Below are 22,857 nucleotides of genomic sequence, written 5' to 3' on the forward strand. Positions count from 1 at the left end.
CGCTGTGACAGGCGCGAAGAGAACGCGGAGAGGGATATGTGCGGTATTGTAGGCATCGTGGGTAGTCAGCCGGTATCGGAGCGGTTGGTCGATGCGCTGAAGCGGCTCGAATATCGCGGTTATGATTCGGCCGGCGTCGCAACCATCGACGGAGGCCGGTTGAAGCGCCGCCGTGCCGAGGGGAAGCTGTTCAATCTCGAAGCGAAGCTGAAAGAGGAGCCGTTGGCGGGCAGGATCGGCATTGCCCACACGCGCTGGGCAACGCATGGCGCACCGACGGAACGCAATGCGCACCCCCATTTCACCGACGGCGTTGCCGTGGTCCACAACGGCATTATCGAGAACTTCGCGGAATTGAAGGATGAACTCGCGGAGTCAGGCGCCGAGTTCCGCACCGACACGGATACGGAAGTCGTGGCGCACCTCCTGGCGAAGTACCATCGGGACGGGATGGGGCGCCGGGAAGCGATGCATGCGATGCTGAAGCGCGTCACCGGAGCCTATGCGCTTGCCGTACTCTTCGAAGACGATCCGTCGACGATCATGGCGGCACGAAACGGGCCGCCGCTCGCGATCGGCCACGGCGACGGCGAAATGTTCCTTGGGTCGGATGCGATTGCCCTGGCGCCCTTTACCAATGAAATCACTTATCTGATCGATGGCGACTGGGCTGTTATCGGCAAGAGCGGCGCGCACGTCTTCGACATCGACGGCAACGCCGTGGCGCGCCCGCGTCAGCTTTCGACGGCTGCGGCCTATATGGTCGACAAGGGCAATCATCGCCATTTCATGGAGAAGGAAATCTACGAGCAGCCGGAGGTCATCTCCCACGCGCTCGGCCACTACATCAACTTCATCGAAAACCGTGTGACGGCTGTTTCCGATGACATCGATTTCTCCAAAGTGCCCAGTCTTGCACTTTCCGCCTGCGGTACCGCCTATCTCGCCGGGCTGATCGGCAAGTATTGGTTCGAGCGTTACGCGCGTCTGCCGGTCGAAATCGATGTTGCCTCGGAGTTCCGCTATCGCGAGATCCCGCTCTCGGCGCAATCGGCCGCTCTCTTCATTTCGCAGTCGGGCGAAACGGCCGATACGCTGGCATCGCTCCGATATTGCAAGGAACACGGCCTGAAGATCGGTGCCGTCGTTAATACCCGCGAATCGACAATCGCGCGGGAGTCCGACGCGGTCTTCCCGATCCTCGCCGGTCCCGAGATCGGCGTCGCATCGACCAAGGCCTTCACCTGCCAGCTTGCCGTGCTCGCCGCGCTCGCTATCGGGGCGGGCAGAGCCAGAGGCACGGTTAGCGAGCAGGAAGAACAGGCGTTGGTGAAAAGCCTTGCCGAGATGCCGCGCATCATGGGCCAGGTGTTGAACAGCATCCAGCCGAAGATCGAGTTCCTGTCGCGCGAATTATCGAAGTGCCGCGACGTGCTCTACCTCGGCCGCGGCACCAGCTTCCCGCTAGCGATGGAAGGCGCGCTGAAGCTCAAGGAGATTTCCTACATCCATGCGGAAGGCTATGCCGCTGGCGAACTGAAGCATGGCCCGATCGCGTTGATCGACGAGAACATGCCTGTCATCGTCATAGCGCCGCATGACCGTTTCTTCGACAAGACGGTCTCGAACATGCAGGAGGTCGCCGCTCGTGGCGGGCGGATCATTCTTATCACGGACGAGGCGGGGGCTGCGGCGTCGAAGCTCGACACGATGCATACCATCGTGTTGCCGAACGTCGACGAGATCATCGCGCCGATGATCTTCGCGCTGCCGATCCAGCTTCTTGCCTATCATACGGCCGTGTTCATGGGCACCGATGTCGATCAGCCGCGTAACCTGGCCAAGTCGGTAACGGTCGAATGATCATCCGGCCGGAGCGGAGCGACGATCACGGGGCTATCCGCGACGTGACCGCGGCCGCCTTTGCCGGTCATCCACACAGTGACCAGACGGAACCGCTCATTATCGAGCGCCTGCGCGCCGCCGGCGCGCTTGCCCTGTCGCTTGTTGCGGAAGACGCGGGCGAGGTGATCGCGCACGTCGCTTTCTCGCCGGTCACGATTAATCCCTCCGCCGCCGGGTGGTATGGCCTTGGTCCCGTTTCGGTGCGGCCAGACAGGCAAGGACGCGGCGTGGGCAGCGCGCTCATCCGCCAGGGACTTGGTATGTTAAGGAAATCCGGTGCGTCGGGCTGCGTCGTCGTTGGCGAGCCGGAGTTTTACCAGAAGTTCGGCTTTCGACATGAAGCCACCCTTGTTTTTCCGGGTTGTGCGCCGCAATATTTTCTAGTTCTGGCCTTGTCGAAGACGACGGTTTCCGGCAATGTCGCCTATCATCCGGCCTTTGGGCCGATGTGACGAATTGATGGCAACGGCATGACGGAAGGCTCCAAAAGCGGCATCATAGCGACCCGGCTGCGCAATTATTTCCTGACCGGGCTTATCATCTGCGCACCCGTGGCGATCACGGTCTGGCTGGTGCGCTCCTTTATCGAATGGGCGGACAGCTGGGTCAAACCTTACCTACCGAACTTTTACAACCCGGACACGTATTCGCCGGTGGCCATACCCGGTTTCGGCCTCCTCGTTGCCGTGATCGTCATAACACTCGTCGGATTCATGACGGCCAATCTCGTGGGACGGTCGATCGTCTCTTTCGGCGAGTCGCTCCTCAACAGGACGCCACTTGTCCGCACGATTTACAAATCGCTGAAGCAGATTTTCCAGACCGTTCTCCAGGAACAGTCTTCGTCCTTCAAGAGGGCAGGGCTGATCGAGTATCCGAGTCCAGGCCTCTGGTCGCTGGTCTTCATCGCGACAGACGTCAAGGGTGAAATCGCCGCGAAATTCGATGAACGGGGCATGGACATGGTCACGGTTTTCCTTCCGCCCACGCCGATCCCGACTGCTGGCTTCCTGCTGTTCGTGCCGCGCGATAAAATCATACCGCTTCAGATGAGCGCCGAGGACGCAGCCAAACTCCTCATCTCAGGCGGCCTTGTTGCCCCCGATTATAAGCCGCTCGCCAACGCGCCTCCGCGATCCATACCCCATCAGAAGACAGCCTAGAACTTGGCGCTAACCGGCGCGCAGAAAACGGATCGCCTCGTCGCGGCGGTGGAGATAGAGGAGCGTGCGCAGCGCTTCACCACGCTCGGACGTGAGCTCAGGATCGCGCTCTATGACATAGGCCGCATCCCTGCGGGCGATCTCCAGCAGGTCTCCGTGCGCCTCGAGGCTTGCGATACGGAAACCGGGAGTGCCGGACTGGCGCGTTCCAAGAAGCTCGCCTTCACCGCGCAATTTCAGATCTTCCTCGGCAATCAGGAAGCCGTCCTCCGTCTCGCGTAGAATGGAAAGACGCGCGCGTCCTGCCTCGCTGAGCGGGCTCTTGTAGAGGAGAATGCAGGTCGATGCCTCATCACCTCGGCCAACGCGGCCTCTCAACTGATGCAGTTGCGCCAGACCGAAACGCTCGGCGTGCTCGATCACCATGATCGTCGCATCGGGAACATCCACGCCGACTTCCACCACCGTTGTCGCCACGAGCAGACGAATCTGGCCGTTCTTGAAGGCAAGCATCACGGCATCCTTGTCCGGACCGGACATGCGGCCGTGAACGAGGCCGACGTCATTGCCGAAGCGCTGGACAAGACTTTGATAGCGCTCATCCGCGGACATTACGTCGCTTTCTTCGGATTCCTCTACCAGCGGGCAGATCCAGTAGGCTTTCTTGCCTTGACCGAGCGCCGCATCGAGCCTGTCGACGATCTCGTCCGTGCGCTCGGTGGGAATGGTCACCGTCTGTATCGGCTTTCGCCCGGCTGGCTTCTCGGTAAGCTTGGAGACATCCATGTCGCCGAAGGCGGCGAGCACGAGCGTGCGCGGAATAGGTGTCGCCGTCATGACGAGCATGTGTGGGGAAATGCCCTTGGCGGTGAGTCGCAGCCGTTGGTGAACGCCGAAACGATGCTGTTCGTCGACGATGGCGAGCGCGAGTTGATGATAGTTCACGGCCTCCTGGAACAGAGCGTGCGTGCCGATCACCATCTGCGTTTCGCCGGACGCAATCCGTTCCAGGATCGCATCGCGCTCCTTGCCTTTCGTGCGCCCGGTCAGGACGTCGATCCCGATACCGGCCGGCGCGGCCATTTTCGAAAGCGTGGCATGATGCTGCCGGGCAAGGATCTCGGTCGGCGCCATCAGCACCGCCTGGCCGCCGGATTCGATCGCCGCAAGCATGGACATCAGCGCCACCGCCGTCTTGCCGGAACCGACATCGCCCTGCAGCAGGCGCAGCATGCGATCGCTGCCGGACATGTCGGCAAGTATGTCGCCGATCGCGGCCGACTGGCTCGCGGTGAGCGAGAAAGGCAGCGCACGGATAACCGGCTGGCTCAATTTGCCGGTCGGATGAACGGGGCTTCCGGCGACCTTGCGCAGCCGTTGACGCACAAGCGAAAGCGAGAGCTGCCCGGCAAGAAATTCGTCATAGGCGAGCCGTCGCCGGGCGGGAGCCTGCGCATCGATATCGGTTTCATCGCGGGGTTCGTGCAGGCGGTGGAGACTTTCCGTTGCGCTTTGAAATCCCTGCTGACGGAGCAGCGCCTCGTCGAGCCACTCGGGCAGATCCGGCACTCGCGCCACCGCCGCCTCGATGGAGCGCCGCAATGTTCGCGGCGAGAGGCCTGCAGTCAGCCCATAGACCGGCTCGACGAGCGGCAGATTTTCCGCCTCGGCGACCCTCACCATATAGTCGGGATGCACCATCGACGCTCGGCCATTGAACCAATCGACCTTGCCGCTGACGATAACCGTTTCGTCGACGGGCAGCGTCTTTTCCAGCCAGTTTCCCTTGACGCGGAAGAAAGTGAGCGCCAGTTCGCCGGTGTCATCGTGTAGGAACACTCGGTAGGGTACGTTCGGTCTGCCGCGCGGCGACGGCTGGTGTCGGTCGACGCGGCCGGCGATGGTGACGACCGCCCCTTGCGGCGCATGGGCGATGCCTGGTTGCTGGCGCCGATCGATCAGCGAGTGAGGCGCATGAAAGACAAGATCGATCACCCGGCAATCGTCGATCGTTTCGCGGCCAAGCAGACGTGCATAGAGCTCGCCGGTTTTCGGGCCAATGCCGGGCAGCGTGTCGAGAGGCGAAAACAGCGGGTCGAGGAGGGCAGGGCGCATGACGATGAAATTGCGACGATAATTCCGGCTTTGGCAAGGCTGACAACCTGCCTTCCAGCGTTTATAGAGCCCAATGACTAAAAACCCGCCACCGTGGCTGCGGGCGGCAGGAAGGATTTCCATGACCGGCATCACACGCACAAGCGCCGATCTCGACCCACGTCGGCGCAGGATCCTCTTTCGCTCCTGGCATCGCGGCATTCGCGAGATGGATTTGATTCTTGGGCAATTCGCCGAAACGGAGTTGGTGAGCCTGTCGGATGCGGAACTCGATGAACTGGAAACGATCATGCGCGAGGAGGACAACGATCTCGTCCGATGGATCACCGGCGAACAGCCCCTGCCGGCGCGTTATGCGACGCCCTTGTTCAGCCGGATCGCGGCTTATCGCCCCGACTTCGACAAGCTTCGTCAGGAAACGAAATAGATTTGAGCAATGATATCTGGTCTTGACCCGAAGAAGATCCTTTCTGCCACACGGGAGGTAACGATCGGCCCGGTGCCGTCCGGCGCCGAAGCCCTGATCCTTGCCGAGTTGGCGCGAGCGGGGAGCCCCGTCGCTTATATCCTTTCCGATGGTCAGCGGATTGCGGACCTTGAGCAGGTTCTCGGCTTCGTGGCCCCGGACATTCCGGTTCTCACCCTGCCGGGCTGGGATTGCCTCCCCTACGACCGTGTTTCCCCGAGTGCGGACACCTCCGCGCGGAGGCTGGCCGCCTTGAGCGCGTTGATCGCGCACCGGGCGAAACCGCATGCGGCGATCGTGCTGGTCACCGTCAACGCGGCCCTCCAGAAGATCTCGCCGCAGGACGTGATCGAGAGCCTCGCTTTTTCGGCGAGGCCGGGCAACCAGGTCCGGATGGACGATATCGCGGCGCGGCTGGAGCGAAACGGCTTCGAGCGCGTGCCGACTGTGCGCGAGGTCGGCGAGTTCGCCGTCCGAGGTGGCATTCTCGATGTTTATGTGCCCGGCAGCGGCGAACCGTTGCGCCTGGATTTCTTCGGCGACACGCTTGAGACGATCCGCTCCTTCGATCCGGCGAGCCAGCGCACGACCGGCCAGGTGCGCTCACTCGATCTCAACCCGATGAGCGAAGTGTCGCTGACGCCGGAAACGATCAGCCATTTCCGCAAGCAATATTTGTCACTCTTCGGTGCCGCGACGCGGGACGACGCGCTCTACCAGGCGGTATCAGAAGGGCGCCGCTACGCCGGCATGGAGCATTGGCTGCCGCTTTTCTATGACGGCCTGGAGACAGTCTTCGATTATCTCGACGGTTTCCGCATCGTCACGGATCATCTGGTGCGCGAAGCGGCGGCGGAGCGGTCGAAGCTCATCCTCGATTACTATGATGCCCGCCTTGCCTCGGCATCACCGGGCAAGAGCCAGATCTCCCAAGGCACACCCTACAAGCCGGTGCCGCCGGAACTGCTTTACCTCAGCGCCAAGGGTTTTGGCGCGATGCTCTCTGAACGCAGCGCCGTCCGCCTGTCGCCATTTAACGAGCATGAAGGTGAAGCGCGACAGGTCGTCGCCATCGAAGCGCGTCAGGGACTGCGTTGGGCAAAGGCGGCGGGTGAGGTCGAGAGTGACGGCGAACGCGCGAATGTCTTCGATCAAGCCGTGAAGCACATCGCCGAAAGACGAGCGCAGGGCGCGAAGGTCGTGATCTCGGGGTGGACGGAAGGATCGCTCGATCGCCTCTTGCAGGTTCTCACCGAGCACGGGCTCGCAAACATTCGTCCTATCAAGGCTTTGTCCGATGTTCGCTCGCTGAAGCCGGGCGAGGCGGCCTCCGCCGTCCTCAGCCTCGAAACCGGATTCGAGACTGGCGATCTCGTGGTCATCGGCGAGCAGGACATCCTTGGCGACCGAATGGTGCGCCGATCGAAGCGTCGCAAGCGCGGCGCCGACTTCATCGCCGAGGTGACAGGCCTCGACGAGGGCAGCTATGTCGTCCACGCTGAGCACGGTATCGGCCGTTTCGTTGGCTTGCGCACGATCGAGGCGGCCGGCGCCCCGCACGATTGTCTCGAACTCGTCTATGCGGAGGGTGCCAAGCTCTTTCTGCCGGTCGAGAACATCGAGCTTCTGTCGCGTTATGGCTCCGAAGGCACGGATGCAATCCTTGACAAGCTCGGTGGCGTCGCGTGGCAGGCGCGCAAGGCGAAGCTCAAGAAGCGGCTGCTCGATATGGCCGGAGGCCTGATCCGCATCGCTGCTGAACGGCATACGCGCCACGCGCCTGTTCTGGCCGCTCAGGACGGGGTCTATGACGAGTTCGCCGCGCGCTTCCCCTACGATGAAACCGAGGACCAGATGAACTCGATCGACGCCGTGCGCGACGATCTTGGAAGCGGTCGCCCGATGGACCGCCTGGTCTGCGGTGATGTCGGCTTCGGCAAGACCGAGGTAGCGCTGCGTGCCGCGTTCATCGCCGCAATGAATGGCGTGCAGGTCGCAGTCGTGGTTCCGACGACTTTGCTTGCCCGACAGCATTTCAGGACGTTCAGTGAGCGGTTCCGCGGTCTGCCGGTCCGCATCCAACAGGCCTCGCGGCTCGTCGGCTCGAAAGACCTCGCGTTGACGAAGAAGGAAGTGGCCGACGGCAAGACCGACATCGTCGTCGGCACGCACGCGCTGCTCGGCTCCTCGGTCAAGTTTGCCAATCTCGGCCTGTTGATCGTCGACGAAGAGCAGCACTTCGGCGTCAAACACAAGGAGCGGCTCAAGGAGCTGAAATCCGACGTGCATGTGCTGACCCTGTCGGCGACGCCTATTCCGCGCACGCTGCAACTTGCCTTGACCGGCGTCCGCGAATTGTCGTTGATTACGACGCCACCGGTCGACCGCATGGCGGTGCGCACCTTCATCTCGCCCTTCGACGCGCTGGTGATCCGCGAGACACTGATGCGCGAGCATTATCGCGGCGGCCAGAGCTTTTATGTCTGCCCGCGGTTGAGCGACCTTTCGGAGATCCACGATTTTCTGAAATCCGATGTTCCGGAACTGAAGGTCGCGGTGGCGCACGGACAGATGCCGGCTACCGAACTCGAAGACATCATGAACGCTTTCTATGAAGGACGTTACGACGTGCTTCTCTCGACGACGATCGTCGAATCGGGCCTCGATGTGCCAACCGCCAATACCCTGATCGTGCACCGCGCCGACATGTTCGGCCTCGCCCAGCTCTACCAGCTTCGCGGCCGGGTAGGCCGGTCCAAGGTCCGCGCCTTTGCACTCTTCACCTTGCCGGTCAACAAGACTTTGACAGGGCCGGCAGAGCGCCGCCTGAAAGTCCTGCAATCGCTCGACACGCTGGGAGCCGGCTTTCAGCTCGCCAGCCACGATCTCGATATCCGCGGCGCCGGCAACCTGCTCGGCGAGGAACAATCCGGCCACATCAAGGAAGTCGGCTTCGAGCTTTACCAGCAAATGTTGGAAGAGGCCGTTGCCGAGCTCAAGGGCGAGGAGGAAATCCACGACACCGGCTGGTCGCCGCAGATATCGGTCGGGACGCCGGTCATGATACCGGAAGACTACGTGCCGGACCTGAACCTGAGGCTCGGACTCTACCGCCGCCTTGGCGAGTTGACGGACCTCAAGGAGATCGACGGTTTCGGTGCGGAACTGATCGATCGCTTCGGGCCGCTGCCGACTGAGGTTCAGCATCTCCTGAAGATCGTCTACATCAAGTCGCTGTGCCGCACGGCAAATGTCGAAAAGCTCGATGCCGGGCCGAAAGGTGTGGTTGTTCAGTTCCGCAACAAGGAGTTTCCGAACCCCGCCGCTCTCGTCGGTTATATCGCCAAACAGGGAACCGTGGCGAAGATCCGCCCGGACCAGAGCATCTTCTTCCAACGCGAACTTGCGACGGCGGAGAAGAGACTTTGGGGAGCAGCAACGGTGATGACGCAGCTCGCCGGGCTCGCGAGGCCCGCCTAAACGAAGATGCCGCCCGGATTGGGCGGCGGCATCTTGATAAGTTGAGCTGGACGCGGCCGCAAAACCGCAGACCTTCTATTGTGTGGGGCCGCTGGCTTTCATTTGCGCGATCTCCCGCAACGCATTCGTCAGCACATCGACCGACTGGGCGCCCATCACCGCATATTGCTGGTCGATGATGAAGCAGGGGACGCCACTGACGCCCATCTCGCGGGCGATGTCGATCTCTTGTTTCACTGCATCCTTATCCGCGTCGGAGGTCAAAAGGGCGGCGATGACGGGGCCGTCGAGGCCTGCCCGCTCGGCAATCTCCTGAAGCACTGCGTGGTCCCCCACATTTCGGCCTTCTTCAAAATTGGCCTTGAACAGCAGGCGCACGACCTCCGCCTGGGCTTCCTCGCCATTGGTTGCTGCCCAGCGAATCAGTCGATGGGCGTCGAGCGTGTTGGGGCTGATCTTCACGGCCTCGAAGTTGAAATCGATGCCATCTTCCCGACCGAGTCCTTCGAGCGTTTTGTGGGCTTTGTCGACCGCGTCCTGGCCGCCGAGTTTTGCTGCAAGGTGCCGTTTATGATCGACGCCTTCTGCCGGCAGGTCCGGGTTGAGCTGGTAGGGGCGCCATTGGACCGTGACATGGACGTCTCCTGCGACATTGGCAACCGCCTGGTCGAGGCGACTCTTTCCGAGGTAACACCACGGACAGACAACGTCCGAGACGATATCGATTTTGACGGTTTCCATCGCTCCAGCCTTTCTTGCTTAGTAAATCTTCGACATAGGCCGATAGGCGAGGCTTTCAATGCGTTAGCAAAAGGGAGCCTGATTACTGTGCGCGCTCGTCCCACCAGGTCGGTAGCTGGTAACCGTAGAGCGGAACCGTGGCCGGGCGCCCGATATGCTTCCATCGGGCGACCCATTGGGCGTCGAGATGGTAGAGCGGCACCACATAGGCGTTGGACACCAGCAGCCGGTCATGCGAGCGGACTGCGGCTGTGAAGTCCTCGGTCGTCCGCGCTTGCAACATATTGTTGATCAGCTTGTCCACATCCTTGTCGGCAACGCCGGCGAAGTTGGAGCTGCCTTGCCGGTCGCGCGACACCGATCCCCAGTACGATATCTGCTCGGTCCCTGGAGACAGCGAAGAGGGATAGGATTTTATGATCACGTCGTAGTCGAAGGATTGGCTGCGCTGCTGGTATTGGGAATCGTCGACCGTGCGCACGGTCGCGACGATTCCAAGCGGAGCGAGGAACCGCTGGTAGGCCAGCGCGATCTTTTCCTGCCCCGCGTTCTGGCTCATGATTTCGAAGGCAAGCGGCGTGCCCTTGCCGTCGACCATCTTGCCGTCCTTGATGGCGTAGCCGGCTTCACGAAGCAGCGTCACCGCCTCCCGCAGCACGTTGCGATCACGGCCGGACCCATCGGTGACCGGCAGCCGGTAGGTCCCATCGAGAATGGTTGGATTGATCCTCTCTCTGACCTCGCCCATGAGGCCAAGCTCACGGTCGTCTGCGGCGGCACCGAGGAAGGAAAGGGACGAGTTCTGCCAGTAGCTCTGGGTTCGCGTGTAGGCACTGTCGAAAAGGTTCTTGTTCACCCATTCGAAGTCGAAAACGAGAGCCAGACCCTGGCGCAGCTTTATGTTGTCGAACATCGGCCTGCGCGTGTTGAAGACGAAACCGAGCATGCCGGAGGGGGTCCTCGGCGTGAAACTGTCCTTGATCACGTCGCCCGAGCGCACCGCCGGAAAATCATAGCCACGTGCCCATTTGGTTGCGCTACCTTCCGGGTAGACATCAACCTCGCCCTTCTTGAAGGCCTCAAAAAGCGAGTTCTCCTGGAGGAAATACTCGACGGAGATCTCGTCGTAATTATCGAAGCCGATCTTGGAGGGCAGGTCCTTGCCCCAGTAGTCGGGATTCCGGCGGTAGACGATGCGTTCGCCTGTCTTTACCTCGGCAACACGATATGGGCCAGAGCCGAGCGGCGGCTCGAGCGTGGTCTTGTCGAATGTTTCGACGTTGATCGCATGTTTCGGCAATACTGGTGAAAGCGCGAGCAGCAGCGGGAATTCGCGGTCGACATCCTCGTTGAAGGTAAAGCGGACGCTGCGGTCGCCGACCTTCTCCATCTTCGAGACCTTGGAGAGGCGGTTGCTGAAGGGCGCGCGCCCCTTGTCGCGCATCAACTCGAAAGTGAAAATGACGTCTTCGGCAGTCACGGGCTGGCCGTCGGCCCAGCGCGCCTTGGGGTTCAGGTTGAATTGGATGAAGGTGCGATCGTCGTCCCATTCGACAGTTTCGGCAAGCAGTCCGTACATTGTGAACGGCTCGTCCTGGGAGCGCTGCATCAGCGATTCATAGACGAGGTTGCCGAAGGCCGGATCCCACATCCCTCGGGCGGTTGTCCGCATGCTCTTCAGGATGAAGGGGTTGAGGCTGTCGAACGTGCCGACGACGCCGTACGCAATCTTTCCACCCTTCTTCACGTTAGGGTTGACGTAAGGGAAGTTCTTGAAATCGGCGGGCAGGGCAGGCTCGCCGTGCATGGAAATGGCATGCACCGGCGCGGCCAGGGCTTCGTTGCCGAATGTGCTGGCGGCCACAAGCATGGCAAGACCGGAAAGAACTGCGCGCAACTTCACCTCCCGAGGGATTTCTACAGGCCGATTCCCGCCACGTTACCAATGCGGGCACACATTTCCAACCTTCGCGGAGTCTGACCAGGGAAAAGTGTGGGACGGTTTTCGACGGCGTCCATCAGCGCGCTCGGCATGCGTCGCCTGTTGGCGCAGCCGTGCAGCCTGATCGCGCCGTCGCCCGCCCTGAAGAATTTTTTCAGGCCATTAGCCATCTCTTTTTTCCTGCGACTACAGGGCGTGGATGTTGTCGACTTCTATATCAAGCGTGCCATTGTCGATGACAACGTTGCATTCGAGCGATAGATCGGATCGCCCTTCTTCCTGCGTCCAGAGGTCGAACCTAATGGACCAAATTCGCCCGTCGGAATTTGCTGCAGCGATGGCATCAATGTCCAAGAATGCTTCATCAGGAGGCATGACCAGCGTCCGGCCGTACTCCTCGACAGCTTGTCGCATCAGCTCAGCAGATAGTTGAACACCTCTTGAGCGAGCCTCAACAGCAACGAAATCTCGAGCGACAAGCCAGGCAACTACTTGCCTGAGAAGCGCAACGACTCGACGGTCCGATGTGCTCATCATCTTGTCCCCCGATATGCGCGTTCAGGAATCTCCCTTGGATATCAGGAATCGGCGACCGCGATTCTTGATCAGGTCAATCCTGATAGACCCTGAAGCCTGGGTATTTCCAGCTTCGGCGGCTGCAAAAATGCAACGAAACACTGGATAAACGCCACGAGCCAATGTAACAGGTGTTTCCGGAAACGGGGCCATTCAAATGCCTCATTTGGCCAACAGGACAACGGCGGCTGACGATATTCACCATCGGAACAGTTTGTTCCGGAACCGGATTTCAGGAGACGGAATCACAATGATCTTCAAGTCGAACTTCACCAATCGCGCGGCGATGGCAGCGCTGGCGCTCTCTGTTGCAGCCGCCGGCGCGCCAGGCGCTGCTTTCGCGCAGGCAGGCAAGCCGCCGCAGGGTTGGTTCAAGGTTTGCACCAAGCAGGAAGACAACGACGTCTGCATCGTTCAGAACCTGCTCACCGCCAATAATGGTCAGCTCATCACGGCGGTCGGCCTCATCACCGTCTCCGGCAAGATCAACCGCAAGGTCCTGCAGGTTTCCGTACCTTCTGCTCGCATGATTCCGCCGGGCGTTCAGATGCAGATCGATGGTGCCAAGGGCGTCAAGCTCGACTATGCGATCTGCATGCCCGACAAGTGTGTTGCCGAAGCACCGCTTTCCGATGCGCTGATCGCCAACCTGAAGAAGGGCAATGAAGTCGTCTTTACTTCGGTCAACTTCCAGCGCGCCCCGAACCCGATCAAGATGACCCTGGAAGGTTTCACCGGCGTCTTTGACGGTGAGCCGATCGAGCAGTCGCAGTTGGAGGAGCGCCAGCGCCTGTTGCAGGAAGAAATGCAGAAGAAGGCGGAAGACGCCCGCAAGAAGCTGGAAGAGGCTCAGAAGGCCGCCAAGCAGCAATAATCGCGGTCATTCCTGGATCAAAAAACGCCCGGTATTTGCCGGGCGTTTTTTTGTCGGAGACCCATCGTCCGATTCCTTGGGTGGGCGAAGCTTGCGCCGGCATCATGGACTGCTCCTGCCTCTGTTGGTCGCGCAACAAGACGCTCCGGCACCGGAGTGCCGGAGCGTCTCAGTGGGCGATCAGGCAGGGCCCCCGATCCCTTATCAGTGCTGATAGGTCGCCTTCGGCTTGTAATGTCCGACGGTTTCCTTCTTGAACAAGGCGCTCACCTGTGGGTGGCGGATCGGTCTATCACTTTCGTCGGAAACGAGGTTCTGTTCGGAAACATACGCGACGTATTCGGTGTCGTCATTCTCGGCGAAGAGATGATAGAAGGGCTGGTCCTTGCTCGGCCGAATTTCCGGCGGGATGGCATTCCACCATTCCTCCGTGTTGGCATATTCCGGATCGACGTCGAAGATGACGCCGCGGAACGGGAAGACCCGGTGGCGAACCACCTGTCCGATCTCAAATTTCGCGTTTCTTTGTTTCATGACGCAACACATCCTTTCAGACAATAATCTGGGTTGCCGCGTGCCGAACATCAATAGGTCTGCGGTCAACCATTCTTGAGGGCATTGCTCATGAAAAAGGCGGGCTTCGAATGAGGCCCGCCCTTTTTCATCGTCGTAAGCGGACCGGACGTGCCGACCGGTCCATTTTCTTTAGACCGAATAGTACATGTCGTATTCGACCGGATGCGGCGTCATTTCGAAGCGCATGACTTCCTGCATCTTCAATTCGATGAACGAGTCGATCTGGTCGTCGTCGAAGACGCCGCCGGCCGTCAGGAACTTGCGATCCTTGTCGAGGCTTTCAAGTGCTTCGCGCAGGCTGCCGCAAACGGTCGGGATTTTCTTCAGTTCCTTCGGAGGCAGGTCGTAGAGGTCCTTGTCCATCGCCTTGCCCGGATGAAGCTTGTTCTTGATGCCGTCGAGGCCGGCCATCAGCATGGCCGCGAATGCAAGATACGGGTTCGCGCTCGGGTCGGGGAAGCGGACTTCGACGCGCTTTGCCTTCGGGTTGGTGCCGAACGGAATGCGGCAGGAAGCCGAGCGGTTGCGGGCCGAATAGGCGAGCAGAACCGGTGCTTCATAGCCCGGGACGAGACGCTTGTAGGAGTTCGTCGAGGGGTTGGTGAAGGCGTTGAGGGCCTTGGCGTGCTTGATGATGCCGCCGATGAAATAGAGGCAGGTTTCCGAAAGTCCGGCGTACTCGTCGCCGGCGAAGGTCGGCTTGCCGTCCTTCCAGATCGAGAGGTGGACGTGCATGCCGGAACCGTTGTCGCCGAAGACCGGCTTCGGCATGAAGGTCGCGGTCTTGCCGTAGGCATTGGCAACCTGGTGCACGACGTATTTGTAGATCTGCATTTTGTCGGCGTTGCGAACAAGCGCATCGAACTTGACGCCAAGCTCGTGCTGGGCAGCGGCCACTTCGTGGTGATGCTTTTCAACCGTGACGCCCATTTCGGTAAGCACGGTCAGCATTTCGGAGCGCATGTCCTGGCAGCTGTCGATCGGCGGTACCGGGAAGTAACCGCCCTTGATGCGCGGACGGTGGCCGAGGTTACCGGTTTCGTAATCGGTATCGTCGTTGGACGGCAGTTCGGAAGAATCAAGCTTGAAGCCAGTATTGTACGGGTCGGCCTTGTACTTCACGTCGTCGAACACAAAGAACTCCGCTTCCGGACCAACGAAGACCGTGTCGCCGATGCCGGAGGCCTTGAGATAGGCTTCCGCCTTCTTCGCCGTGCCGCGCGGGTCGCGATTGTAAGCCTCGCCCGAAACCGGATCGAGAATGTCGCAGAGGATGACCATGGTCGACTGGGCGAAGAACGGGTCCATGTGAGCCGTTTCCGGATCAGGCATCAGCACCATGTCGGACTCGTTGATGGCCTTCCAGCCGGAAATCGAGGAGCCGTCGAACATCACGCCATCGGCGAACATGTCTTCATCGACGCAGACGATATCCATCGTCACGTGCTGCAGCTTGCCCTTCGGGTCTGTGAAGCGCAGGTCGACGAACTTGACGTCGTTGTCCTTGATTTGCTTCAGAACTTCACTCGCAGTCGTCATTTTTTGTAAGTCCCTGTTTTGAGATGACGAGGTTTGAAAAAATCGGGGCCGGACGGCCCCTCGGGATTTGAAGGCGTGATTAGGTGATTAGATGGCGTCGAGGCCTGTTTCGCCGGTGCGGATTCGGATGACTTCCTCCACATTGGACACGAAAATCTTTCCATCACCGATACGGCCGGTTTGCGCTGCATTGCGAATGGCCTCGATGACGGCCTCTGCGTTTTCGTCTGCCAGCACAACTTCGACCTTTACCTTCGGCAGGAAGTCCACGACATATTCGGCGCCTCGGTAAAGCTCCGTGTGTCCCTTCTGTCGCCCGAAGCCCTTTGCTTCCGTGACGGTGATCCCCTGCAAGCCGACTTCCTGAAGGGCTTCCTTCACTTCGTCCAGCTTGAAGGGTTTTATGATCGCTTCGATCTTTTTCATGAGAAAATATCTCTCCGCTTCTCCCTTTAAAGCAGGTTCATGCCCGCTCGGCGTCCAATATGCACGTAACGTGCCAGTTTTGTCGCAGAATGAAACCCCGGATGGTGAATTTTCACAGCTTCATCGGCCTACCGCATGTCTCCTAAAATCGACCTCGATTTAAGGACAAAGACATGCAGCAATTCAAGGTGGCTACAGCGCCCCTTGCGCGCCCGATAAGGCGCGCGGCGCTGTAGGCGAGATTGCGCTGCGCCCCCCGGGCCATTCTGCCTATTTTTTATGAAATTTGATCATTCGATGTTGGCGACATTGCTGCGACGGGCTCCAAAAGCACGTTATTTGAGCACTATTACTGTGCAAATGCATAAAAAATGCTCATCATGTGTGGTGGCATGCGCCTTCTTGCCTTGATGCGCTCGGCGCGGTTAGATCTGGTTCATGCTTGATGCGCTCCGAGACGTTCTGGTGACACCGGCCGAAATGACGGCGATCGATAATGCGGCCGCCGCTTCGGGCGTCGATAGTTTTGCGCTGATGCGTTCAGCCGGAATGGCGGTGTCGGCAGCCGCCTTGCGGCTCTTTCCGCAAGCGCTTCGTTTCGTTGTGCTTTGCGGGCCGGGCAACAACGGCGGCGATGGCTATGTCGCAGCTTCGGCACTTGCGGACGGAGGTGCCGACGTGGCCGTGTTCGCGCTCGGGAATCCGGGGACGGTAAAAGGCGATGCGGCACGAGCGCTAGGCGCATGTCCACTGGCAGTGCTGCCGCTTGCCGCCTACGAACCTAATCTTGGCGACGTCGTCATCGATGCCTTGTTCGGGGCGGGGCTTACCCGCGACCTGCCGGAACAGGCGCAAGCAACCATTGCGCGGGTGAGCGAGCGCCGGATACCGGTAATCGCCGTTGATCTGCCCTCGGGTGTCGACGGGCGCACGGGAGAGATCCGCGGCGCGAGCTTCACGGCTGCGCACACCGTCACATTCATGGCACGCAAACCTGGTCACCTGCTGATGCCCGGGCGCGTGCGTTGCGGCACGCTGGAGGTGTTCGACATCGGCATCCCGGCTCGGCTGGTCAGCGAGAGAACCGGTGAGTTGCGGCTCAACACACCAGCGGCATGGGGGTTGCACGCAAGTGCTCTTGATCCGGCCACGCACAAGTACCGACGGGGCCACCTGAGTGTGCTTTCGGGCGGATCACTCTCGACTGGTGCGGCGCGCCTGTCGGCAACCGCCGGCCTTGCGGCAGGTGCCGGTCTGGTGACGCTGGCGTCACCGGCAGAAGCGCTTGCGGTCAATGCGTCCCACCTTACGGCGGTTATGCTCAGGGAAATTCAGGGCACGGAAGAGCTTGCGGCTTGGCTCAAGGACAAGCGGGTGAACGCGTTCGTGCTGGGGCCGGGCTTCGGCGTCGGCAAGCAGGCGAGGGACTTCGCCCTGATGCTGTGCGATCGGGCGCTGGTCCTCGACGCCGATGGAATGACGTCTTTCGAGAAAGACCGGACAGACCTCTTCGAACGAGCGGCCCGCGGCGAGGGGCGGTTGGTAATGACCCCGCATGAGGGCGAGTTCGCGCGACTTTTCCCCGAGATCGCCGCGGACGCCGCGCTATCCAAGATCGAAAAGGCGCAAGCTGCCGCGAGGCTGAGCCACGCGGTCATCGTTTACAAGGGACCCGACACGGTCGTCGCCGCTCCGTCGGGCCGCGCCGTCGTCAACGCCAATGCTCCGCCATCGCTTGCGACGGCGGGATCGGGCGATGTTCTTGCCGGCATTGTCGGCGCCCACCTGGCGCAGGGCATGCCGGCCTTCGAGGCCGCCGCCGCGGCGGTCTGGCGTCACGGGGAAGCCGGGACGCGCGCAGGTCGCGGCATGACGGCGGAGACGCTCATCGAGTGCATCCCGCCGCTTCCATGACCGGCACCGTGGAGCTCAGCCGCGCGTGCCCTTGGCGATCGGTTCCTGGTAGGTGAAGCCCATGTCCCAGGGGAAATAGATCCAGGTATCCTGGCTGACTTCCGTCACGAAAGTGTCGACGAGCGGGCGTCCTTTCGGCTTCGCATAGACGGCTGCGAAATGGGCTTTCGGCAGCATAGCGCGCACCTCGGCGGCTGTCTTGCCGGTATCCGTCAGGTCATCGACGATCAGCACGCCTTCGCCGCCGTCCTTGGCGATCTCGGGCGAAATGCCCTTGAGGACCTTCATTTGGCCCTGCGAGTCGTAGTCGTGATAGGAGGCAATGCAGACGGTCTCGATCATGCGGATATTGAGTTCACGGCAGATGATTGCAGCCGGAACGAGCCCTCCGCGGGTGATGCAGACCATCGCACGCCATGCCTGTCCGTTGTCGGCCAGCCGCCACGCGAGCGCGCGGGCATCGCGGTGGAACTGATCCCAGGATACTGGAAAGGCTTTATCTGGAAGAGACATAGGCGGGCTCCGGCTTCAAGTCGAATACAAGCTGCGAAGCGCCGCGGCGGACCAGGAGGTCGCGCAACGCGCTTCGTCACGATTTGGATATGCAATACTGAAAATGAAGCCTGGAACGCAAGGGGCGGCAAGGCCGGAACGCAAGGCTTGTCCATCCATCGCTTGGCCCCCCTGCGCTCGTTCGCTTGTCAAGCGCCGGGCCGCGCATGGATGATGGTCAGCGGGAACCGGCAATTGTCTCGATCATTGCTATGACATCGACTTCCGCCGCAGCGAGCACGGCAGCGTCGCGAGCGCGGATGACGATATCTGTCGAGAAGTTCTTGCCGTCGAACTTGGGATAGGAGCCGATGCTCGTCTCCGGATGTTTCTTCTGGACTTCTGTCAACAGTCCGCCAATTTCGCCTTCGCCATAGGGCGAACGCACGGTGCGTGAAAGCACCGGTGTCCCCGTCTGCAGGCTGGGCAGCAAGCTGTCGAGCATCGCCTGAAAGACCTGCGGCACGCCGGCCATGACATAGACGTTGGCGATCCTGAAGCCGGGCGCAGTGGACACGGGATTGGAGATATGAGTAGCACCGACCGGCATGCGGGCCATCCGTCTGCGCGCGTCGGTAAACTCCATGCCACGGCGTTCATACATGGCGCCAAGCAATGCCATCGCGTCGGGATCGTGGACGCACTCGACTCCGAATGCCCTGGAGATCGCATCGGCGGTGATGTCATCATGCGTCGGTCCGATGCCGCCTGATGTGAAGACATGGTCATAACGGCCTCGCAAGGCGTTGACCGCCCCCACAATTGCCTGCTCGTCATCCGCCACGATGCGAACCTCACGCAGATCGATGCCGACCATTGTCAGCATCTCCGCCAGATGGCCGATATTCTTGTCCTTCGTTCGGCCGGACAGAAGCTCATCGCCAATGGCAAGCATGGCTGCGGTGACGATCCTTGCAGTGGTCATTGGTGCTCCTGAATTGTTGGCGACCGCCCGGTCGATCTCATCGCTGTTGAAGAAAGCTTGACAGTCTGTCGACCACCCACGCTCTGGCGACGATATGCCATTTGATAAAACTTGAGTCAGGTGACGATCAAGTGGAATTGCCTAACAGGAGTATCATGATGGCTAAGATACTGGTTCTCTACTATTCGGCCTACGGGCATATCGAACGGATGGCTTACGCCGTCGCAGAAGGCGCCAAATCGACCGGCGCAGACGTTGTCGTGAAGCGTGTCCCCGAGCTCGTACCGGAGGACGTGGCAAAAGCCTCCCATTACAAGATAGATCAGGTGGCGCCGATTGCGACCGTCAATGAACTGGCGGACTATGACGCGATCATCTTCGGTTCGGGTACGCGCTACGGGACCGTGGCGTTGCAGTTGCGCAACTTCATCGATCAGACCGGCAGTCTTTGGGCTCAGGGCAAGCTCGTCGGCAAGGTGGGCTCCGCCTTCACTTCGTCGGCAACCCAGCACGGCGGCCAGGAATCGACGATCCTCGGCCTGATCCCCACGTTAATGCATCTCGGCATGGTGGTCGTTGGTCTTCCCTATGCATTCGAGGGACAGATGGGACTGGACGAAATCAAGGGCGGATCTCCCTATGGCGCCTCGACCATTACTGGCGGCGACGGTTCGCGCCAGCCCTCACAGGTAGAGCTCGAAGCCGCCCGTTACCAGGGCGCGCATGTCGCGAAGATTGCCGCAAAACTCGCGTCCTGATACCGCCGTTGCAGGCACTCTTGGCGCGGTCCAATGAGGACTGCGCCTTTGAGCTTCCGTGAAGGCTTCGAAAGGTGGCGAGGATCATCGCAAAAGTGGCCTAGCAACGTCATTCTGTGCTAACATCACCGCCGTTCGGCATGTAAATGCCATCCATAAGGAGGAGCAGCAGGACCGTGCGGCGACGGTCTGCCGGGGCATGGACTGTCCCGGGAAATCCAGGGGAGTGAAGAATGGCGCGGATCACGTACTCGATCGTTCCACACGACGGAGGCTGGGCCTACAAGGCAGCCGACGCGTATTCAGAGTCCTTTCCCAGTCGCGAGATGGCAATAGCGGCCGCAAAGGCCGCAGCGGCGGAACAACAAGTCGGCGGCGACGACGAGGAAATCAGCTTCCAGGATGAGAAGGGAAATTGGCATTTCGAACACGCCGATGGGGGAGATCGACCTGAAGCAACCGTCGAGGATGGCTGAAGACGCTTGAAGGGGCAGTTGGGTGCGAGCGTATTGCCCCTGACGACGCCATCCCCGCACGCGGTGACAACGCCACGGAGGATTTCCAATGCATTATAGCGTTCAAATCTTCACCTGGACCGCCCGGTTGGGCGTTCATCAGGTCGGATCGGTTATCGAAGTCGACGCACCCAATCCGAAGGCAGCGGCGGTGTCGCTGCTTGGGTTGCGGTTGGACGATAACGGAAAATCGTCGAAACTGGCGGTCAGAGTCTGGCGCGGAGAAGACGCCTACAAGGCCGACTGCGATTGTTTTTATTATCACTGAAACCGGGCAGGAATCTCACCGCGAGATGTTGATGTCTCGCCTCGCGCAAGCCCGTTATCCCGCCATTCCTGCCGAGCGAATGACGGGACGTTTTCTGCGCGGCTGCGGCGCCTCCGGCCTTCAATCGTCCCGTGTACAGACCCTGAGCCGGTGGCCGTCGGGATCGAGAGCGACGAATGTACGGCCGAAGACTGCCGTCATCAGTTCCTGGTCTATGGTCACGCCCTCTTGCCGCCAAGCGTCGTAAAGCCGTTCGACGGCGGCATCGTTCTCCACCATGAAAGCGAGTTCGGTGCGGTTGCCTTCCCCGGACGTGTGGAAGTTCTCAGCACTCATCGACCACAGCCCCAAACTGAGGCTGCCGTCAAACTCGAACGCGACATAGGTGGGAAACGATGCCGACGGTTGGCGGCCAAGCAGGCGCGAATAAAATGCAGAGCTTTCCGCAGGATCCTGAACGTACAAGAGGATGAGGTTGGGCTTGAGCACGGTTGTCTCCTTTTTTCCGATAGCAGGATCATAGGAGCCGATGCTGTCAATTTCTGTCAGCATTCCGGGCTGTACCACAGTGATTCGGGCGGATCGATTCGCGTATTAGACCGCTCACCTCGTTTGCGAGAAAAGGCTCGCAAAACTTTGAATCTTTGAGAAAGGCTCTACGGCTCCTGGCCATTCAGGATTTCTTCCCGAGGAGGAGGGCCTTCCAGACCGAGCGCCGACGGAGCGCTTTCTGCGCGTGCAATTCGGCCTGGCGCGCAGCTATGGCGCTGGCAAAGGCTTCCTTCATCGCATCGATGCGACGGCGCTTTTCGTCCACTTCATCACGGTTGAGCCGGACATCCGTCATCACACGAAACTCCTTGCCTCGCGCGACCTGCTCACGAACAAGCGACCGGCCATGAGAAGATGGCGCTCGTTGGTGGTTCCGGCCTGATAGGCCTCGATCAGCATTCTGGCGTACCTTCGCGCAGGCGCGCTGTCGCGCGGCCATCGGTGCTCGTCGCAGAGGCGATCGAAAACACGCTGAAGCGCGCTCAAGTCTTCGGGAAGCAAAGGCACATCAGATGACGCTTGCAGTGGACGCACGCCAGTACCCTCTGTCATCAATGCAAGGACAAAATTTCGAGGCAGCCTAGCTTGCCAGCAACGGGCAGCGATTGAACCCCTGGCGAATCAGGGGTTCATATAATTTTTCGCTCGAGACGAGGACGCGTCATTCGGCCGGGCGCTACGGAGTGGTCTCGATTACCGAACAGACTGCAGAACCGGAGGCTGTGGAACGGACGGAAATGAGCCGCAAAACATTCCCTTGACTGAATCTCCTAAGTGTTTGATCTAGGCCGCAGGCGGACGTGGCGAAACTGGTAGACGCAAGGGACTTAAAATCCCTCGGCCTTGGCCGTACGGGTTCGACCCCCGTCGTCCGCACCATATTGAAATCATTACATAAAACTGCAACATTAGAGATTTCTTGCGAAAGCTCGAAAATTTCTAGGGTACGGATTAGGGTACACCCAAGGGAGAAAAATATTTCTTAATCCCTCGGCCGGTGATAACTTCTTTTTCGCCTCTTTCCGAGGCCGGGGCGCCTGAACCGGACTTAGCGCATTTGGATGATTCGGCGCCCTTTGCGTGATTTGCTCATTTCGAGCATATGGCCGGTATATTTTCCGCATGCCTCAAACCCCGCCCGATGAACCAGATTTCGAAGGAATGATTGCCGGTCTGCGCACCGAGGGCATGACGCCGGGCGCCATCGCCCGTGAGCTGCATATCTCCCGCGTCACCGTCTGGCGACTGGAAACGGGGCTTTCTTCGCAACCGAGCTACAGGATCGGCCGGGAGGTGGAAAGGCTATGGCAAGCGAGAGGATGCCCAACGGCGCCGAGGCCGGCAAGCTGGCGGAGCTGATCGCCACCGGCCGGCAACGCAAAGAGATCGCCGAAATGATCGGCGTATCCAGAAGCCAATTGCGCAACATCATGCTCGGCCGCAAGGTGCTTGATCAGACACGGGCAAAGCTTGACCGGCTCTTTCGCTGCTACTGCGGCAAGCACTCTTAGCCGAGATCGCGAAACCTTCCCAATCCATTGAACGGTGCGGGCGCATCCAGTTGGGGGAA

The 22,857-nt window shown here is 60.2% G+C and carries 25 protein-coding genes and 1 tRNA gene; 13 read left to right on the forward strand and 13 right to left on the reverse strand.

All coding sequences use genetic code 11. From position 1 onward, the window contains the following. Positions 1-36: 36 nt before the first annotated feature. Genes glmS through FKV68_RS09355 form a run of 3 tightly spaced genes read left to right on the forward strand, consistent with a single transcriptional unit; the run spans position 37 to position 3,068 of the window. Positions 37-1,863 carry a glutamine--fructose-6-phosphate transaminase (isomerizing) gene (gene glmS, locus FKV68_RS09345; RefSeq protein ID WP_180941204.1) on the forward strand — a complete coding sequence of 609 codons (1,827 nt, stop codon included), beginning with the start codon at positions 37-39 and terminating at the stop codon, positions 1,861-1,863. Then, positions 1,860-2,357, forward strand: a complete 498-nt coding sequence (locus FKV68_RS09350; protein ID WP_180941205.1) for a GNAT family N-acetyltransferase — start codon at positions 1,860-1,862, stop codon at positions 2,355-2,357. Before glmS ends, FKV68_RS09350 begins: the two co-directional genes overlap by 4 nt. A gap of 18 nt (positions 2,358-2,375) precedes the next feature. After that, positions 2,376-3,068 carry a DUF502 domain-containing protein gene (locus FKV68_RS09355; protein WP_180941206.1) on the forward strand — a complete coding sequence of 231 codons (693 nt, stop codon included), beginning with the start codon at positions 2,376-2,378 and terminating at the stop codon, positions 3,066-3,068. Between the two features lie 9 nt (positions 3,069-3,077). Here FKV68_RS09355 and recG read toward each other — a convergent pair whose 3' ends face one another. Beyond that, the gene (gene recG / locus FKV68_RS09360) at positions 3,078-5,183 is read right to left on the reverse strand and encodes an ATP-dependent DNA helicase RecG (RefSeq protein WP_180941207.1); all 2,106 of its coding nucleotides are present in this window, start codon (positions 5,181-5,183) and stop codon (positions 3,078-3,080) included. Between the two features lie 121 nt (positions 5,184-5,304). Here recG and FKV68_RS09365 point away from each other — a divergent pair, with 121 nt between their 5' ends. Both FKV68_RS09365 and mfd read left to right on the forward strand, forming a co-directional pair. Further along, positions 5,305-5,610 carry an FAD assembly factor SdhE gene (locus tag FKV68_RS09365; protein ID WP_180941208.1) on the forward strand — a complete coding sequence of 102 codons (306 nt, stop codon included), beginning with the start codon at positions 5,305-5,307 and terminating at the stop codon, positions 5,608-5,610. A 9-nt stretch (positions 5,611-5,619) separates the two neighbouring features. Then, positions 5,620-9,129, forward strand: coding sequence for a transcription-repair coupling factor (gene mfd, locus FKV68_RS09370; protein WP_180941209.1), 3,510 nt, complete (start codon positions 5,620-5,622; stop codon positions 9,127-9,129). A 75-nt stretch (positions 9,130-9,204) separates the two neighbouring features. On the opposite strand, the gene FKV68_RS09375 is transcribed toward mfd, so the two are convergent. The 4 genes from FKV68_RS09375 to FKV68_RS09390 form a co-directional block, all read right to left on the reverse strand. After that, a complete protein-coding gene (locus tag FKV68_RS09375) occupies positions 9,205-9,870 on the reverse strand; it encodes a DsbA family oxidoreductase (RefSeq protein WP_180941210.1) in 666 nt (221 codons plus the stop codon). An 82-nt stretch (positions 9,871-9,952) separates the two neighbouring features. Next, entirely contained in the window at positions 9,953-11,740 is a 1,788-nt protein-coding gene (locus FKV68_RS09380; RefSeq protein ID WP_245181214.1) for an extracellular solute-binding protein, read from the reverse strand. Positions 11,741-11,787: 47 nt separating this feature from the next. Beyond that, a complete protein-coding gene (locus FKV68_RS09385; protein ID WP_180941212.1) occupies positions 11,788-11,982 on the reverse strand; it encodes a hypothetical protein in 195 nt (64 codons plus the stop codon). Between the two features lie 16 nt (positions 11,983-11,998). After that, a complete protein-coding gene (locus tag FKV68_RS09390; RefSeq protein WP_180941213.1) occupies positions 11,999-12,346 on the reverse strand; it encodes a DUF7668 domain-containing protein in 348 nt (115 codons plus the stop codon). Between the two features lie 292 nt (positions 12,347-12,638). On the opposite strand from FKV68_RS09390, the gene FKV68_RS09395 reads away from it, so the two are divergent. After that, entirely contained in the window at positions 12,639-13,262 is a 624-nt protein-coding gene (locus FKV68_RS09395; RefSeq protein WP_180941214.1) for an invasion associated locus B family protein, read from the forward strand. A gap of 204 nt (positions 13,263-13,466) precedes the next feature. Here the strand turns inward: FKV68_RS09395 and hspQ are convergent, their stop codons facing one another. The 3 genes from hspQ to FKV68_RS09410 all read right to left on the reverse strand — a co-directional run bounded on the left by hspQ (position 13,467) and on the right by FKV68_RS09410 (position 15,803). Then, entirely contained in the window at positions 13,467-13,796 is a 330-nt protein-coding gene (gene hspQ / locus FKV68_RS09400; RefSeq protein ID WP_180941215.1) for a heat shock protein HspQ, read from the reverse strand. A 171-nt stretch (positions 13,797-13,967) separates the two neighbouring features. Beyond that, on the reverse strand, positions 13,968-15,377 hold the full coding sequence (glnA, locus tag FKV68_RS09405; protein WP_180941216.1) for a type I glutamate--ammonia ligase: 1,410 nt from the start codon (positions 15,375-15,377) through the stop codon (positions 13,968-13,970). Between the two features lie 87 nt (positions 15,378-15,464). Next, positions 15,465-15,803, reverse strand: a complete 339-nt coding sequence (locus FKV68_RS09410) for a P-II family nitrogen regulator (protein ID WP_003528058.1) — start codon at positions 15,801-15,803, stop codon at positions 15,465-15,467. Between the two features lie 438 nt (positions 15,804-16,241). Between FKV68_RS09410 and FKV68_RS09415 the strand changes: the two genes are divergently transcribed. Beyond that, positions 16,242-17,717 carry an NAD(P)H-hydrate dehydratase gene (locus FKV68_RS09415; RefSeq protein ID WP_180941217.1) on the forward strand — a complete coding sequence of 492 codons (1,476 nt, stop codon included), beginning with the start codon at positions 16,242-16,244 and terminating at the stop codon, positions 17,715-17,717. 15 nt (positions 17,718-17,732) lie between these two features. Here FKV68_RS09415 and gpt read toward each other — a convergent pair whose 3' ends face one another. Together gpt and FKV68_RS09425 are read right to left on the reverse strand one after the other, a co-directional pair. After that, a complete protein-coding gene (gene gpt, locus FKV68_RS09420) occupies positions 17,733-18,230 on the reverse strand; it encodes a xanthine phosphoribosyltransferase (RefSeq protein WP_180941218.1) in 498 nt (165 codons plus the stop codon). 217 nt (positions 18,231-18,447) lie between these two features. Next, positions 18,448-19,194, reverse strand: coding sequence for a competence/damage-inducible protein A (locus FKV68_RS09425; RefSeq protein ID WP_180941219.1), 747 nt, complete (start codon positions 19,192-19,194; stop codon positions 18,448-18,450). A gap of 158 nt (positions 19,195-19,352) precedes the next feature. Between FKV68_RS09425 and wrbA the strand changes: the two genes are divergently transcribed. From wrbA to FKV68_RS09440, 3 genes are all read left to right on the forward strand, one after another. Next, the gene (gene wrbA, locus FKV68_RS09430) at positions 19,353-19,952 is read left to right on the forward strand and encodes an NAD(P)H:quinone oxidoreductase type IV (RefSeq protein WP_180941220.1); all 600 of its coding nucleotides are present in this window, start codon (positions 19,353-19,355) and stop codon (positions 19,950-19,952) included. 233 nt (positions 19,953-20,185) lie between these two features. Then, on the forward strand, positions 20,186-20,428 hold the full coding sequence (locus tag FKV68_RS09435) for a DUF2188 domain-containing protein (protein WP_180941221.1): 243 nt from the start codon (positions 20,186-20,188) through the stop codon (positions 20,426-20,428). A gap of 88 nt (positions 20,429-20,516) precedes the next feature. Then, positions 20,517-20,735 (forward strand): hypothetical protein, encoded by a 219-nt coding sequence (locus FKV68_RS09440; RefSeq protein ID WP_180941222.1) that lies wholly within the window; start codon positions 20,517-20,519, stop codon positions 20,733-20,735. Positions 20,736-20,855: 120 nt separating this feature from the next. Here the strand turns inward: FKV68_RS09440 and FKV68_RS09445 are convergent, their stop codons facing one another. The 3 genes from FKV68_RS09445 to FKV68_RS33630 form a co-directional block, all read right to left on the reverse strand. After that, positions 20,856-21,224: a VOC family protein gene (locus FKV68_RS09445; RefSeq protein WP_180941223.1), complete on the reverse strand. Its 369-nt coding sequence runs from the start codon at positions 21,222-21,224 to the stop codon at positions 20,856-20,858. 184 nt (positions 21,225-21,408) lie between these two features. After that, positions 21,409-21,582 carry a hypothetical protein gene (locus FKV68_RS09450; protein WP_180941596.1) on the reverse strand — a complete coding sequence of 58 codons (174 nt, stop codon included), beginning with the start codon at positions 21,580-21,582 and terminating at the stop codon, positions 21,409-21,411. Then, positions 21,582-21,821 carry a hypothetical protein gene (locus FKV68_RS33630; protein ID WP_342454694.1) on the reverse strand — a complete coding sequence of 80 codons (240 nt, stop codon included), beginning with the start codon at positions 21,819-21,821 and terminating at the stop codon, positions 21,582-21,584. Before FKV68_RS33630 ends, FKV68_RS09450 begins: the two co-directional genes overlap by 1 nt. Before the next feature lie 260 nt (positions 21,822-22,081). Between FKV68_RS33630 and FKV68_RS09455 the strand changes: the two genes are divergently transcribed. The 3 genes from FKV68_RS09455 (at position 22,082) to FKV68_RS09460 (ending at position 22,798) form a co-directional block, all read left to right on the forward strand. Continuing rightward, a tRNA-Leu gene (locus FKV68_RS09455) sits at positions 22,082-22,166 on the forward strand. Between the two features lie 309 nt (positions 22,167-22,475). Further along, the gene (locus tag FKV68_RS33940) at positions 22,476-22,646 is read left to right on the forward strand and encodes a hypothetical protein (protein WP_483414537.1); all 171 of its coding nucleotides are present in this window, start codon (positions 22,476-22,478) and stop codon (positions 22,644-22,646) included. After that, positions 22,592-22,798, forward strand: coding sequence for a helix-turn-helix domain-containing protein (locus tag FKV68_RS09460; protein WP_180941224.1), 207 nt, complete (start codon positions 22,592-22,594; stop codon positions 22,796-22,798). Before FKV68_RS33940 ends, FKV68_RS09460 begins: the two co-directional genes overlap by 55 nt. Positions 22,799-22,857 lie beyond the last annotated feature (59 nt).

It is taken from the genome of Sinorhizobium mexicanum, from assembly GCF_013488225.1.
Classification (GTDB): domain Bacteria; phylum Pseudomonadota; class Alphaproteobacteria; order Rhizobiales; family Rhizobiaceae; genus Sinorhizobium; species Sinorhizobium mexicanum.

Bases quoted from the DNA above. Each gene is read 5' to 3' on its own strand.
- recG (WP_180941207.1), bottom strand. From the start codon at position 5,183: ATGCGCCCTGCCCTCCTCGACCCGCTGTTTTCGCCTCTCGACACGCTG.
- FKV68_RS09425 (WP_180941219.1), bottom strand. From the start codon at position 19,194: ATGACCACTGCAAGGATCGTCACCGCAGCCATGCTTGCCATTGGCGAT.
- FKV68_RS09380 (WP_245181214.1), bottom strand. From the start codon at position 11,740: ATGCTTGTGGCCGCCAGCACATTCGGCAACGAAGCCCTGGCCGCGCCG.
- glnA (WP_180941216.1), bottom strand. From the start codon at position 15,377: ATGACGACTGCGAGTGAAGTTCTGAAGCAAATCAAGGACAACGACGTC.
- wrbA (WP_180941220.1), top strand. From the start codon at position 19,353: ATGGCTAAGATACTGGTTCTCTACTATTCGGCCTACGGGCATATCGAA.
- FKV68_RS09355 (WP_180941206.1), top strand. From the start codon at position 2,376: ATGACGGAAGGCTCCAAAAGCGGCATCATAGCGACCCGGCTGCGCAAT.
- FKV68_RS09390 (WP_180941213.1), bottom strand. From the start codon at position 12,346: ATGAGCACATCGGACCGTCGAGTCGTTGCGCTTCTCAGGCAAGTAGTT.
- hspQ (WP_180941215.1), bottom strand. From the start codon at position 13,796: ATGAAACAAAGAAACGCGAAATTTGAGATCGGACAGGTGGTTCGCCAC.
- FKV68_RS09395 (WP_180941214.1), top strand. From the start codon at position 12,639: ATGATCTTCAAGTCGAACTTCACCAATCGCGCGGCGATGGCAGCGCTG.
- gpt (WP_180941218.1), bottom strand. From the start codon at position 18,230: ATGTCTCTTCCAGATAAAGCCTTTCCAGTATCCTGGGATCAGTTCCAC.
- FKV68_RS33940 (WP_483414537.1), top strand. From the start codon at position 22,476: ATGACGCCGGGCGCCATCGCCCGTGAGCTGCATATCTCCCGCGTCACC.
- FKV68_RS09385 (WP_180941212.1), bottom strand. From the start codon at position 11,982: ATGGCTAATGGCCTGAAAAAATTCTTCAGGGCGGGCGACGGCGCGATC.
- FKV68_RS09410 (WP_003528058.1), bottom strand. From the start codon at position 15,803: ATGAAAAAGATCGAAGCGATCATAAAACCCTTCAAGCTGGACGAAGTG.
- FKV68_RS09415 (WP_180941217.1), top strand. From the start codon at position 16,242: ATGCTTGATGCGCTCCGAGACGTTCTGGTGACACCGGCCGAAATGACG.
- FKV68_RS09350 (WP_180941205.1), top strand. From the start codon at position 1,860: ATGATCATCCGGCCGGAGCGGAGCGACGATCACGGGGCTATCCGCGAC.
- FKV68_RS09450 (WP_180941596.1), bottom strand. From the start codon at position 21,582: ATGACGGATGTCCGGCTCAACCGTGATGAAGTGGACGAAAAGCGCCGT.
- FKV68_RS09435 (WP_180941221.1), top strand. From the start codon at position 20,186: ATGGCGCGGATCACGTACTCGATCGTTCCACACGACGGAGGCTGGGCC.
- FKV68_RS09460 (WP_180941224.1), top strand. From the start codon at position 22,592: ATGGCAAGCGAGAGGATGCCCAACGGCGCCGAGGCCGGCAAGCTGGCG.
- glmS (WP_180941204.1), top strand. From the start codon at position 37: ATGTGCGGTATTGTAGGCATCGTGGGTAGTCAGCCGGTATCGGAGCGG.
- mfd (WP_180941209.1), top strand. From the start codon at position 5,620: ATGATATCTGGTCTTGACCCGAAGAAGATCCTTTCTGCCACACGGGAG.
- FKV68_RS09440 (WP_180941222.1), top strand. From the start codon at position 20,517: ATGCATTATAGCGTTCAAATCTTCACCTGGACCGCCCGGTTGGGCGTT.
- FKV68_RS09375 (WP_180941210.1), bottom strand. From the start codon at position 9,870: ATGGAAACCGTCAAAATCGATATCGTCTCGGACGTTGTCTGTCCGTGG.
- FKV68_RS09365 (WP_180941208.1), top strand. From the start codon at position 5,305: ATGACCGGCATCACACGCACAAGCGCCGATCTCGACCCACGTCGGCGC.